Raw genomic sequence first — 13,287 nt, 5'->3', positions numbered from 1 at the left:
CCATGAACAATCACACAGCGATACACTCTTCGCGCACACGGACCGCCACTGGCGCGCTGCTGTTCCTGGCGCTTGCGCTTGGCGGCTGCAAGACCGTTGCGCAGGACACCACGTCGAGCATACCGGACGATTACCGGCTGCGGCATCCCATCGTTGTCGAAGAACGGGCCAAGACCACCGAGGTCTTCGTCGGTAGCCAGCGCGGCGGCCTGTCGGCCACCCAGCGCGCGGATGTCGTATCGCTTGGTCAGGACTGGTTGCGCGAAGGCACCGGCGTCATCACCGCGGAGGTGCCGGTCAATACACCGAATGCACGCGCCGCCAAAGAGTCTTATCGTGAGGTTCATTCACTCCTGATGGCGATCGGTGTGCCGCAGAACGGCGTCCTGATGCGCAGCTATCAGCCGAGTGATCCGCGTATGTTGCCGACCATCCGCGTCAGCTACCCGCTGATCGCGGCTTCGGCCGGTCCGTGCGGCACCTGGCCCGACGACCTTGCGTCGTCGATCAAGAACAAGGGCTATCTCGCGAACAAGCCGTACTACAATCTCGGCTGTGCACAACAACGCAATCTCGCCGCCATGGTCGCCAATCCTTCGGATCTGGTTCAGCCGCGCGCCGAAACCCCTGTCTATGCCGGCCGACGTACGTTCGTGTTGGACAAGTATCGCAAGGGTGAGAGCACCGCGACGACCTATCCCGAAGACAAGACCAAAATCAGCAATGTGGGCCAATGATTAGCTACGCGCAGAAAACCGCAGACGAGCAGCCCTCCACCGCAACGCCCGCGGCAGAGGAGCATATTGCGCCGGCACCGCGGGTGTCGGTGCAGGCGTTCTGCGAGACCGTGGAAACCGCTGCCGCTGTGCAGGCCGCCGCGGAGGACAGGCGCCTGGGCAAAGCTCACATCAAGATCCAGATGGGCGGCATGCCTGCGGCCATCGAGGCCTATCGATCGGCACCGACGCCGAACGTCATTGTTCTCGAGACCGAACCGCGCGGCGACATTCTCGTTGGCCTGGATCAACTGGCGACGGTTTGCGATTCCGGCACCCGCGTGGTGGTGATCGGCAAGGTCAACGATGTCACGCTCTACCGCGAGCTCGTTCGTCGCGGCGTCAGCGACTATGTGATCGCGCCTGTTGCGACTATCGACGTCGTTCGTTCGATCTGCGGACTGTTCTCGGCGCCGGAAGCCAAGGCGGTCGGCCGTATCATTGCCGTAGTCGGCGCCAAGGGCGGCGTCGGCGCGTCCACCATCGCTCACAACGTCGCCTGGGCGATCGCGCGCGATCTGGCGCTGGACTCCGTTGTCGCCGACCTCGATCTTGCCTTTGGAACCGCCGGGCTGGACTACAACCAGGACCCGCCGCAAGGCATCGCCGACGCAGTGTTTTCGCCGGATCGTGTCGACACCGCCTTCATCGACCGTCTGCTGTCGAAGTGCACCGACCATCTCAGCCTGCTGGCTGCCCCCGCCACGCTGGACCGCGTCTATGATTTTGGCGCCGAGGCCTTCGACTCGATCTTTGACACGCTGCGGTCGACAATGCCCTGCATCGTGCTCGACGTGCCGCATCAATGGTCGGGCTGGACCAAGCGGGCCCTGATCGGCGCGGACGACATCCTGATCGTTGCAGCACCGGATCTCGCCAACCTGCGCAATACCAAGAACATGTACGATCTGATCAAGGCCTCGCGCCCCAATGATCGCGCACCGCTGTACTGCCTTAATCAGGTCGGCGTTCCAAAGCGGCCCGAAATCAGCGCCAGCGAATTCGCCAAGGCCATCGAGACACCGCCGATCGTCACGATCCCGTTCGATCCACAGATGTTCGGCTCGGCCGCCAATAATGGTCAGATGATTGCCGAGATTGCGGCCAGCCATCGCACTACCGAACTCTTTCTGCAAATTGCGCAGCGGCTGACGGGCCGCGGCGAGGCCAAGAAGCCACGAGGATCCTTCCTGGGTCCGTTCCTGGAGAAGTTGCGGTCGAAATAATCCGCCGCATGGAGTGTTGTCGTGTTTGGTAAGCGTAGCGGAACAGATACCGATGTCCGGGCCGTCAAGCCCGCCAGCGCGCCGGAGCCCTCTCCCGGCGCGATGGCTGCGTCTGCGCCACCGGCTGTGTCATCGCCTCCGCTGTCACCCGCGCGTGCTGCACCAGCGGCCCCCGTCATCGCAGAGCGTCGCTCCGAAAATTACTATCAGGTCAAAGCCACGATTTTCGGCGCCCTGATCGAGGCGATCGACCTCGCGCAGCTCGCCAAGCTCGACGGCGAATCCGCGCGCGAGGAAATCCGCGACATCGTTAACGAGATCATCGCGATCAAGAACATCGTGATGTCCATTGCCGAGCAGGAAGAACTACTCGACGATATCTGCAACGACGTGCTCGGTTACGGGCCGCTCGAGCCGCTTCTGGCGCGCGACGACATCGCCGACATCATGGTCAATGGCGCCGGCACGGTGTTCATCGAAGTTGCCGGCAAGATCCAGAAGACCGGCATCCGTTTCCGCGACAATCAGCAGCTGCTGAATATCTGCCAGCGCATCGTCAGCCAGGTCGGCCGCCGCGTCGACGAATCCTCACCGATCTGCGACGCTCGTCTTGCCGACGGTTCGCGCGTCAACGCCATCGTGCCGCCGCTGGCCATCGATGGTCCCGCGCTGACGATTCGTAAGTTCAAGAAGGACAAGCTGACGCTCGAGCAGCTGGTCAAATTCGGCGCGATCTCGCCGGACGGCGCCCAGATCCTTCAGATCATCGGCCGCTGCCGCGCCAACGTGCTGATCTCTGGCGGTACCGGTTCGGGCAAGACCACGCTGCTGAACTGCCTCACCAACTATATCGACGACGACGAGCGCATCATCACCTGCGAAGACGCCGCTGAACTTCAGCTGCAGCAGCCCCACGTGGTGCGGCTCGAAACCAGGCCGCCGAACATCGAGGGCGAAGGTCAGGTCACGATGCGCGAACTGGTGCGTAACTGTCTGCGTATGCGCCCGGAGCGGATCATCGTCGGCGAAGTCCGCGGACCCGAGGCATTCGACCTGTTACAGGCGATGAATACCGGCCATGACGGCTCGATGGGCACCCTCCACGCCAACAATCCACGTGAAGCGCTGTCGCGCTGCGAATCCATGATCACCATGGGTGGTTTCTCGCTGCCCTCGCGCACCATTCGCGAAATGATCTGCGCATCGATCGACGTCATCGTACAGGCCGCCCGTCTGCGCGACGGTTCGCGCCGCATCACGCACATCACCGAGGTGATGGGCATGGAAGGCGACACCATCATTACGCAAGACCTGTTCGTCTACGACATGGTCGGTGAAGACGCCAACGGCAATATCATCGGACGGCACCGCTCGACCGGCATTGGCCGCCCGCGGTTCTGGGATCGTGCCCGCTATTACGGCGAGGAGAAGCGGCTCGCGGCGGCGCTCGATGCTGCCGAAGTCATTGCGCCGAACTGAGGAGCGAGTGATGAACATGCAGGCGCTCGCATTGGCATTCATGGCCAGCATCGCTGTCGGCGGTCTGGCCTGGGTGTTTCTTTATCCGCTCTTGTCCGGCCAGAAGAAGGCCGAAACCCGCCGTGCATCGGTCGCGCGGACGGAGCCCGTGGCGCGCCAGGTCGACAGAAACCAGCGCTCCCGGCGCGAGCAGGTCGAAGGATCGCTCAAGGAAGTCGAAGCACGCCTTCAGAAGGAAAAGAAGATCCCGCTCGGAATCCGGATCGCGCAGGCCGGCCTCGACTGGAGCGACCAGAAATTCATGGTGATCTCCGGCATTCTGGGAGGCGGAAGCTTCCTAATGACCATGATGTTTGGCGGCGGTCTGCTCGCGGCCGCCGGTCTCGGATTCGCCGCCGGCTTCGGCCTGCCGCGCTGGATCCTCAGCTTTCTCAAGAAGCGGCGCGAGGCGGCCTTCCTCAAAGCGCTTCCAGATGCCGTCGACGTCATCGTTCGCGGTATCAAGGCCGGTCTGCCGCTATTCGACTCGATCAAGGTTGTCGCCGCCGACGCATCGGAACCCCTACGCAGCGAATTTCTTGCCATCATCGAAACTCAGACGATCGGTATGCCGCTCGGCGAGGCTTGTGCGCGGCTCTATGAGCGCATGCCGCTTCCGGAGGCCAACTTCTTCGGCATCGTCATCGCGATTCAGCAGAAGTCGGGTGGCAACCTCTCGGAAGCTCTTGGCAATCTCTCCAAGGTGCTGCGCGACCGCAAGAAGATGGCCGAGAAAATCCAGGCCATGTCGATGGAAGCCAAGGCGTCCGCCGGCATCATCGGCTCGCTGCCGCCGATCGTGATGTTGCTCGTCTATCTCAGCACGCCTGAATATATTTCGCTGCTGTGGACCCATCCGACAGGCCGCCTGATGCTGGCGGCCTGCGTGGTCTGGATGTCCTGCGGCATCTACGTCATGAAGCGCATGATCAACTTCGACTTCTGATGGTGCTGGCATGCTCGATCTCCTGATAGCAAAGCTTCACGACATCCGTTTCATGACGATGCTGCTTGCCGCGATCGCGGTTGCAGCAACAGCCTACAGCCTGCTTACGCCGTTGTTCGCCGGCGACGGTCTCGCCAAGCGGATGAAAGCGGTCGCCAGCGAGCGGGAGCGGCTGCGGCAGCGCGAGCGGGACCGCATGGCCAAAGGCGAGAGAGTGTCGCTGCGCCAGACGCCGAAGCAACTCGTCTCCAAGGTTGTAACCGACTTCAACCTCAGCAAATGGCTGGCGCAGGAAGCCGCGCTCGACAAGCTGGTCATGGCCGGCTATCGCGGCCAAGCGCCTTATATCACCTTCCTGTTCTTCCGCGCCGTCACGCCGATCGTGTTCCTCGTCTTCGCGATCCTCTATGTGTTCGTCATCTCGCGCATGGAACAGTCGATGCCCATCAAGATCGGCATGTGCCTCGGTGCCGCCTATCTTGGCCTGCAAGCGCCGATGATCTTTCTCAAGAATGCAATCACCAAACGCCAGCTTTCGATCCGCCGCGCGTTTCCGGACGCTCTCGATCTGCTGCTGATCTGTATCGAATCCGGCATGTCCATCGAAGTCGCGTTTCGCCGCGTGTCCATCGAGATCGGAACGCAGTCGGTGGCGCTGGCCGAGGAATTCACACTGACCACGGCCGAACTGTCCTATCTGCAGGATCGCAAGGTTGCATATGAGAACCTCGCAAAGCGTACCGGATTGGAGGGCGTCAAATCAGTCTGTCTGGCGCTGATGCAGTCGGAACGCTACGGCACTCCGCTCGGTCAGAGCCTTCGCGTGATGGCGCAGGAAAACCGCGACATGCGCATGAACGAAGCCGAGAAGAAGGCCGCCGCGCTGCCGCCAAAGCTGACGGTGCCGATGATCCTGTTCTTCCTGCCGGTTCTGTTCGTCGTCATTCTCGGCCCAACGGGCATCAAGGTCGCAGCGATGCAGTGACGCCGGTGAGCTTGGCCTTGCTCAACGTCATTGCGAAATTTGACCTGCGAGAAATTACGACCGACGCGGTGCGTCGTCGTCCCGGGCGCCCAGGCGGGGCTGACCTTTACTGCTCAGCATCTGCTTGAGATAGGCGACATTCGCCGCTGCTTCGTCTGGCGGCAGGTCAGCCCTCACGATGGATTCCGCTTCACCGAACCGGCCTTGCAGGCCAACCACGAGACCGAGATTCTGGCGAACGCGCGGATCGACATTGCCGCGGCCCTGCGCGCGGCGCAGCGTCGCCTCGGCCTGCGGCAGATCCTTCGAAAGCATGTAGGACAGACCGAGATTGGAGAGCACGGACGGCTCCTCCGGCCTGATCTTCAGCGCACTGTCGTAGTAACGGCGGGCTTCGTCATGCCTCCCCATCTGGTCAAGGACGGCGCCTTGTGCCGACAGGATACGCCAGTCCGGATTGGCTGGGCTATGTGCGGTGGTCAGCACATCGAAGGCGCGCTGGAAGCTGCCGGCGTCGGCCAGCGCGCGGCCGTAGCCTGCCAGCAGCGGCCTGTTGCCGGGATTCGTCAGCGTCGCCTGTTCGAACACCGAAACGGCCTGGGCCCGCTGGCCGTTGGCCCGGAGCGCCTGGCCGTAACGCAGGGCAGCGTCAGCATCCTTGGGATTGGCGCGATAGCGTTCGCCATAGACTTCGGCCGCACGGGCGGGATCGGCATCGGCTGGTGCTTCCGCCCGAGCGCCAAGGGAACCGGTGATATCGGACATGCCCGCCGTCTTGCAGCCGGCAAGGCCGCTGGCCAGGATTGCCGTCATTGCCGCGGTCGTCAAAAGCCGGGCAAGACAAGGGGGCTGACGCATGGCACTTTGACTCAACAATGGAGCGGACGGACGAGCCGGATGCCTTCAGCAATAGAGTGTTAACCCTAATGGCTGGTTAATCGGCGCGGGCCACGCCATATCCTCCAATACCGTCGCTTGACGCCCTTTGCGCTTCAGGTGTCATTGCCGCTCCCTTTCGCGAGATTCTGCATATGCATTCCGCCTTCGAGACCGCTGCCGCCGCATCCACCATTCCGATCACCTTCGCAACCAAGACGACCTGGCCCGAAATCAGCGCAGCACTCCCCGCGCGGGCGAGAGCTTTCGCCATGGCCCACGGTTTTGCGGCGAAGCCCGGCGCCTGGCTGGCGCTGCCAGCAGACGATGGCGCCATCGCCCAGGTCATCTTCGGGCTGGAAGACGACAGCGCGACCTACCGTGACCTGTTTCGCCCCGGACAGTTGCCCGGCCTGCTGCCACCGGGCACCTATCATTTCGCCAACGCACCCCACGACACCCGCCTCGCCGTGCTCGCTTTCGCCCTCGGCAGCTATCGTTTCCGCCGTTATCGCAAGAATGATGAGCCCAAGGTGAAGCTGGTGCCGCCTGAGGGCGTCGATGTCGCCGAGATCAGCCGTATCGCCGAGGCTGCAGCGCTGGCGCGCGATCTCATCAATACGCCGTCGAACGATATGGGACCGGAAGAACTCGCCGCGGCCGCCAGGGATCTCGCCACGCGTTTTGGTGCAGACTTCAACTGCATCATGGGCGACGACCTCGTGCAACAGAATTTCCCACTGATCCACGCCGTGGGCATGGCCTCGACACGTGCGCCACGACTGATCGATTTCTCCTGGGGTGATCCGTCGCATCCGAAGGTGACGCTGGTCGGCAAAGGCGTTTGCTTCGACACGGGCGGCCTCGATCTCAAGCCATCGAGCGGCATGCTGATCATGAAGAAGGATATGGGCGGCGCCGCCAATGTCCTGGCGCTGGCGCTGATGGTAATGGACGCCAAGCTGAAAGTGCGGTTGCGCGTGCTGATCCCTGCTGTCGAGAACGCCGTGGCCGGCAATGCTTTTCGTCCGCTCGATATTTTCAAATCGCGCAAGGGTCCGACGGTCGAAATCGGAAACACAGACGCCGAAGGTCGCCTGGTGCTGGCCGATGCGCTGGCCTATGCCGATGAGGAGAAACCGGACCTGCTGGTCGATCTGGGCACACTGACCGGCGCTGCACGCGTAGCGCTTGGTCCAGATTTGCCGCCCTACTACACCAATGACGAAACGCTGGCGCTCGACGTTGCGCGCTGTGCGAAGGAGCAGAACGATCCGCTCTGGCGACTGCCGCTCTGGGCGCCCTACGATGCCTGGCTCGACTCCAAGGTCGCCAATATCAACAACGCACCATCCGGCGGTTTTGCCGGCTCGATCACCTGCGCGCTGTTTCTGCAGCGTTTCGTCGAAGCCGCGAAGAGCTGGCTGCATGTTGATATCTATGGCTGGACGCCATCGGCGAAACCGGCGCGCCCCGAAGGGGGCGAGTGCCAGGCCGCACGCGCAATCTATCAGCTCTTGAGCCAACGCTATGGATAAACGAGATCCCAGGCTCACACCCGCGCGACCAGACGTGGCGGCGCGATATCTTGAAGGTCAAGTCGAGGCCGCGCGCTTCGTCGACGGCGAAGAATTCGAGGTTGCCGATGGCGTCGCCTCCATGCGGCTCCAACCATTCTCCGGCGCAGAAATGAATACGCAGGCCTTGAAGGGCGAGCGCTTCACCATCTACGACCGCAACGACGAAGGCTGGGCCTGGGGCCAACTCAATGGCGACGGCTATGTCGGCTGGCTCTCGGATCTCGCACTCTATCCACCCGGGCCGACGCCAACACACAAAGTGACCGCGCTCCGGACGTTCCTTTTTCCTGGGCCCTCGATCAAGCTGCCGCCGACAGATACGCTGCCGCTGGGCGCGCGCCTGGCCATCGTCAAGATGACCGACGCATTTGCCATGACGAGCGCCGGACATTGCGTGCCAAAGCAGCATATCGCGGAGATCGATGCGTTCGAGACCGACTTCGTTGCCGTGGCCGAGCGCTTCATCGGCACGCCCTATCTCTGGGGCGGCAAGAGCAGCCTCGGTATCGATTGCTCCGGCCTGGTGCAAATCGCACTAACCGCCGCGGGAACCGGATGCCCCCGCGACAGCGACATGCAGGAGAGTGGCCTCGGCCGCGCCTTGTCAAACGCCGAGATGCAACATCTGAAGCGCGGCGATATGATCTTCTGGAAAGGGCACGTCGCCATCGTTCGCGATGCCGACACCATCGTGCATGCCAATGCGCATCACATGGCGACGGCCATTGAAGACACGAAAGGCGCCATTGCGCGGATCAAGGCGGCAGGCAGCGACGTGACCAGCATCAGACGACTGGGCTAGGCACCGCGCGCTCGTAGTAATCCCGCAGTCGGTCACGATGCAGCGCCAGCCATTGCAGGGCGCTAACCATCAAGCCGTTGTAAACTGCGCCGCTATCCAGCGCCGCGATCGCCTCGTCGATGGAGACCACGAAAGGCCGGGTATCCTCCGTCTCTCCGACGAGGCCGCCCCGAACAGGCACCTTGCTGCTGTCGACGAAGCCGAGAAAGAACGTGATATATTCGTCGGTACAGCCTGGCGTCGGTAGCACGCTATAGAGTTCAAACAAACGCTGCGGCGTTACGCCGATCTCTTCCGCGCATTCTCGCGCAGCGGCAGCGAGCGGCGTTTCATCGCCATCGATCAGCCCGGCGACGATCTCGACCATCTCGCCACGCCCCGTGGCTAGATGCGCCGGCAAACGGAACTGGTGGATCAGTACGATCTTGCCGCGCTCCAGATCGATGGGAATTACTGCTGCCACCTTGCTCGCACGCAGCACGTCGCGCTGCTGCCGCAACGTCTCATCGTCCGCGCGAATGATCGCGATATCGTACCGTTCGTAGGTCATGAAGCCGCGTCCGACCACCGTCGGGGCCGAGACAGCGACATCGGCAGCACGGTCCGTAATGGTGGGACGGTGATCGTTGTCTTTCGTCATCGTGTCCTACTGCGCAGCATCCCCGCCCGGTGCCGTTTCGATCCTGAACGCTGCGGCAAACAGCGCGCGGGTGTAATCGCTCTTCGGGTTCTTGAACAGCTCGGCCGCCGGCCCTTCCTCGACCACCTTGCCATGGCGCATCACGATGAGATGGCTGGCCAGCGACGCGACCACGCGCAGGTCATGCGAGATGAACATATAAGTGAGATCGCGCTTGCGCTGCAGCTCGCGCAGGAGGTCCACCATCTGCGCCTGGAACAACATGTCGAGCGCGCTGGTCGGCTCGTCCAGCACAACGAAGCTCGGCTCCAGCACGGCTGCGCGCGCGATGCTGATGCGTTGGCGCTGGCCGCCGGAGAACTCATGCGGATAGCGGAACCGCGTCTTGGGATCGAGCCCGACATCCTGCAGCGCCTTGATAACACGCGCCTCGCGGTCTTCCACAGAGAGAGAGGGCTGATGCACGCTGAGCCCCTCGGCGACGATATCGCCGACTGACATACGCGGCGACAGCGCCCCGAACGGATCCTGAAACACAATCTGCATGTCACGCCGGATCGGCCGCATATCCTTGAACTGCAGTCCCTGGATATCCTTGCTCAGGAACACGATCGGTCCTTGCGAGGAGATCAGCCGCAGCAACGCGAGCCCCAACGTCGTCTTGCCCGAGCCGGACTCGCCGACCACCCCCAGCGTTTCGCCCTGCCGTACCTTCAGACTGACGCCGTCCACGGCCTTCACGTGACCCACCGTCTTGCGCAGCAATCCACGCTTGATCGGAAACCAGACCTTGAGATCGTCCGTGGACATCACCACCGGCGCTTCCGGCCGCGGCGGCGCGGGGTCGGGCTTCGGTTCGGCCGCAAGGAGTGCCCTGGTATAGGGATGCTGCGGCGCCGTGAACACCTGCTCCACCGGCCCCTGCTCGACGATCTTGCCGTTGTTCATCACGCACACCGTATCAGCGATACGGCGGACGATGCCGAGATCGTGGGTGATGAAGAGGAGACTCATGCCGAGCCGCTGACGAATGTCAGCCAGCAATGCGAGAATCTGCGCCTGCACCGTGACGTCCAGCGCGGTGGTCGGCTCATCGGCGATCAGCAGATCGGGCTCGTTCGCGAGCGCCATCGCGATCATGACGCGCTGGCGCTGACCGCCAGACAGCTGATGCGGATAGCTGGCGAGACGCGTTTCCGGATCGGGAATGCCGACTTGCGTCAGCAATTCCAGCGTTCGTTCGCGCGCCTTGCTGCCGCGGATGCCGTTATGGAGTTGCAGGATCTCGCCGATCTGCGCACCGATCGTGTGCAGCGGGTTCAGCGAGGTCATCGGTTCCTGGAAGATGATGGAGATATCGTTGCCCCGGATGCCGCGGATCTCGCGCTCTGACATGCTCAGGAGCTCATGGCCCTTGAAACGAATATGGCCGGACGGATGTGACGCCGTCGGATAGGGCAGCAGCCGCAGGATCGACATGGCGCTGACGGATTTGCCCGAGCCGGACTCGCCCACAAGCGCAACGCACTCGCCCCGTTTGATCTCGAACGACACCCTGTCGACAGCGACCGACGTATTGCCGCCATGGTGGAAGGCGACCGAAAGATCGCGCACATCGAGCAGCGGCTGGTTGATGGCATCCATGCTGCGGCCCTACCTGAACGTCTTGCGCGGATCGAAGGCATCGCGCACGCCCTCGCCGATGAAGATCAACAGCGACAACATGATCGCCACCGCGAAGAAGCCGGTGAAGCCGAGCCACGGCGCCTGCACATTGGCCTTGCCTTGCGACAGCAGCTCGCCGAGCGACGGCGAGCCTGGCGGCAGGCCGAAGCCCAGGAAATCCAGCGCGGTCAGCGTCATCACCGAGGACGAGACGATGAACGGCAGGAAGGTCATCGTGGCAACCATGGCATTGGGCAGCAGATGCCGGATCATGATCTTGGCGTTGGATACGCCGAGCGCCCGCGCCGCCATGATATATTCGAAGTTGCGCCCGCGGAGGAATTCGGCGCGCACGAGACCTACGAGCGATACCCATGAGAACAGCAGCAGGATCCCAAGCAGCACGAAGAAGCCAGGCACCAGCACGGACGACAGGATCAGCAGCAGATAGAGTGACGGGATCGCACTCCAGATTTCGATGAAGCGCTGGAAGGCCAGATCGACCCAGCCGCCGAAATAGCCCTGCACACCGCCTGCCGCGATGCCGATAATCGACGAAACGATCGTGAGCGCGAGACCGAATAGCACCGAGATGCGGAAGCCGTAAATTAGCCGCGCGACGACATCGCGGCCCTGATCGTCCGTACCGAGCCAATTATATTCGAGATCGCGGCAGCTCTTGAGGCCTTTCTTCTCGACCACCGACTTGCACTGTTCTTCGGTCAGCATCCATGTCGGCTTTGACGGCGCCGGCGTCGGCAAATCGAGATTGTGGGTATCGTAGGAATAGCGGATCAGCGGCCAGAGGATGGTGCCGTTCTTCTCGGCGATCAGCTTCTGCAGGAAGGGATCGCGATAGTCCGCAGCCGTCTCGAAATCACCGCCGAAGGTCGTCTCCGAATAGGTGACGAAAGCCGGGAAATACATCTTGCCGTCGAACTTGATGAAGAACGGCCGGTCATTGGCGATCACCTCGGCGAACAGCGAGATGAAGAACAGGAACAAGAAAATCCAGAACGACCAGTAGCCACGGCGATTGGACTTGAAGTTCTGCCAGCGACGCTGGTTGAGCGGCGAGATGCCGAGCGGGTGACGCGACGGTGGCACGGCTTCGCCGAGCGGCGACAGCGTGGTGGTTTCGACGGGCACGGGCGCGGTGATGGTCATCAGACTTCTCGCGCCTCAAAGTCGATCCGCGGATCGATCCACATATAGGCCAGATCGGACAGGAGGTTCACGACAAGACCGACCAGCGAAAAGATAAACAGCGTGCCGAACACCACGGGATAATCGCGGTTGAGCACGCTCTCGAAGCCGAGGAGACCGAGGCCGTCGAGCGAGAAGATGGTTTCGATCAGCAGCGAGCCCGAGAAGAACGCGTGAATGAACGCGCCCGGGAAACCGGCGATGACGATCAGCATGGCGTTACGGAAAATGTGATTGTAGAGCACCTGCCGCTCATTGCAGCCCTTGGCGCGCGCGGTCATCACATATTGCTTGCGGATTTCATCGAGGAACGAGTTCTTGGTCAGTAGCGTCATGGTGGCGAAGGCACCGAGCACCATCGAGATCAGTGGCAGCGTCATGTGCCAGAAATAATCGATGATCTTCCAGTACCACGGGAACTGGCTCCAGCCGTCCGAAGTCAGGCCGCGCAGCGGGAAGATGCTCCAGAACGATCCGCCGGAAAACAGGATGATCAGCAGGATCGCGAACAGGAAGCCGGGGATGGCGAAACCGACAATGATGACGGCCGAGGTCCAGGTGTCGAAGCGCGAGCCGTCCTGCACCGCCTTGCGGATGCCGAGCGGGATCGAGATCAGGTAGGTGATTAGCATCATCCAGATGCCGAGCGACATCGAGACCGGCAGCTTCTCCTTGATCAGTTGCAGCACTGTCGTGTCACGGAAGTAACTCTTGCCGAAATCGAAGCGGGCGAAGTTCCACAGCATCAGCGCGAAACGTTCCGGCGCAGGCTTGTCGAAGCCGAACTGCTTTTCCAGGCTCTTGACGAAATCCGGATCGAGCCCCTGCGCGCCGCGATATTTCGAGTTCACCGCATCGCCTGCGGCGCCCGGCTGCGCACGGTTACCGAAGTCACCACCAGATGAACCGGAAACGCGCGACGCGCCTGTATCGGCGCCGCTGAGTTGCGCGATCACGCGTTCGACGGGACCACCGGGCGCAAATTGCACCACGACAAAGGACACGAACAGGATTCCCAGCAGCGTGGGAAACATCAGCAGCACGCGCCGTGCGATATATGCGCCCAT

Annotated in this window: 12 protein-coding genes; 7 read left to right on the top strand and 5 right to left on the bottom strand. The window is 62.2% G+C overall.

Annotated features, from left to right (window positions below):
* The first annotated feature begins 2 nt into the window (after positions 1–2).
* The 5 genes from AB8A50_RS28135 to AB8A50_RS28115 are packed head-to-tail and all read left to right on the top strand — an operon-like array spanning position 3 to position 5,451.
* Entirely contained in the window at positions 3–737 is a 735-nt protein-coding gene (locus tag AB8A50_RS28135; RefSeq protein WP_439080049.1) for a CpaD family pilus assembly protein, read from the top strand.
* Complete coding sequence (locus AB8A50_RS28130) at positions 734–2,002, top strand: AAA family ATPase (protein WP_439079643.1); 1,269 nt, start codon at positions 734–736, stop codon at positions 2,000–2,002. The genes AB8A50_RS28135 and AB8A50_RS28130 overlap by 4 nt, the downstream gene beginning before the upstream one ends.
* A gap of 21 nt (positions 2,003–2,023) precedes the next feature.
* A complete protein-coding gene (locus AB8A50_RS28125) occupies positions 2,024–3,481 on the top strand; it encodes a CpaF family protein (protein WP_120288696.1) in 1,458 nt (485 codons plus the stop codon).
* A gap of 10 nt (positions 3,482–3,491) precedes the next feature.
* Positions 3,492–4,466: a type II secretion system F family protein gene (locus tag AB8A50_RS28120; protein WP_439079642.1), complete on the top strand. Its 975-nt coding sequence runs from the start codon at positions 3,492–3,494 to the stop codon at positions 4,464–4,466.
* 10 nt (positions 4,467–4,476) lie between these two features.
* Complete coding sequence (locus AB8A50_RS28115) at positions 4,477–5,451, top strand: type II secretion system F family protein (RefSeq protein ID WP_089261544.1); 975 nt, start codon at positions 4,477–4,479, stop codon at positions 5,449–5,451.
* A gap of 54 nt (positions 5,452–5,505) precedes the next feature.
* Here the strand turns inward: AB8A50_RS28115 and AB8A50_RS28110 are convergent, their stop codons facing one another.
* Positions 5,506–6,309 (bottom strand): tetratricopeptide repeat protein, encoded by an 804-nt coding sequence (locus tag AB8A50_RS28110; RefSeq protein WP_089261546.1) that lies wholly within the window; start codon positions 6,307–6,309, stop codon positions 5,506–5,508.
* Positions 6,310–6,482: 173 nt separating this feature from the next.
* Here AB8A50_RS28110 and AB8A50_RS28105 point away from each other — a divergent pair, with 173 nt between their 5' ends.
* Together AB8A50_RS28105 and AB8A50_RS28100 are read left to right on the top strand one after the other, a co-directional pair.
* A complete protein-coding gene (locus AB8A50_RS28105) occupies positions 6,483–7,865 on the top strand; it encodes a leucyl aminopeptidase family protein (protein WP_439079641.1) in 1,383 nt (460 codons plus the stop codon).
* Positions 7,858–8,709 (top strand): C40 family peptidase, encoded by an 852-nt coding sequence (locus AB8A50_RS28100; protein ID WP_439079640.1) that lies wholly within the window; start codon positions 7,858–7,860, stop codon positions 8,707–8,709. Before AB8A50_RS28105 ends, AB8A50_RS28100 begins: the two co-directional genes overlap by 8 nt.
* On the opposite strand, the gene AB8A50_RS28095 is transcribed toward AB8A50_RS28100, so the two are convergent.
* Genes AB8A50_RS28095 through AB8A50_RS28080 form a run of 4 tightly spaced genes read right to left on the bottom strand, consistent with a single transcriptional unit; the run spans position 8,693 to position 13,287 of the window.
* The gene (locus tag AB8A50_RS28095; protein ID WP_439079639.1) at positions 8,693–9,349 is read right to left on the bottom strand and encodes an NUDIX domain-containing protein; all 657 of its coding nucleotides are present in this window, start codon (positions 9,347–9,349) and stop codon (positions 8,693–8,695) included. The genes AB8A50_RS28100 and AB8A50_RS28095 overlap by 17 nt on opposite strands.
* A gap of 6 nt (positions 9,350–9,355) precedes the next feature.
* Positions 9,356–10,993 carry an ABC transporter ATP-binding protein gene (locus AB8A50_RS28090; RefSeq protein WP_439079638.1) on the bottom strand — a complete coding sequence of 546 codons (1,638 nt, stop codon included), beginning with the start codon at positions 10,991–10,993 and terminating at the stop codon, positions 9,356–9,358.
* A gap of 9 nt (positions 10,994–11,002) precedes the next feature.
* On the bottom strand, positions 11,003–12,181 hold the full coding sequence (locus AB8A50_RS28085; RefSeq protein ID WP_439073907.1) for an ABC transporter permease: 1,179 nt from the start codon (positions 12,179–12,181) through the stop codon (positions 11,003–11,005).
* The gene (locus tag AB8A50_RS28080) at positions 12,181–13,287 is read right to left on the bottom strand and encodes a microcin C ABC transporter permease YejB (protein WP_068736211.1); all 1,107 of its coding nucleotides are present in this window, start codon (positions 13,285–13,287) and stop codon (positions 12,181–12,183) included. Before AB8A50_RS28080 ends, AB8A50_RS28085 begins: the two co-directional genes overlap by 1 nt.

The organism is Tardiphaga sp. 841_E9_N1_2 (assembly GCF_051811065.1).
In the GTDB taxonomy this organism is placed as follows: domain Bacteria; phylum Pseudomonadota; class Alphaproteobacteria; order Rhizobiales; family Xanthobacteraceae; genus Tardiphaga; species Tardiphaga robiniae.
Note: the sequence above shows the minus strand (reverse complement) of the source record. Positions and strands in the feature narration are given on the sequence as shown.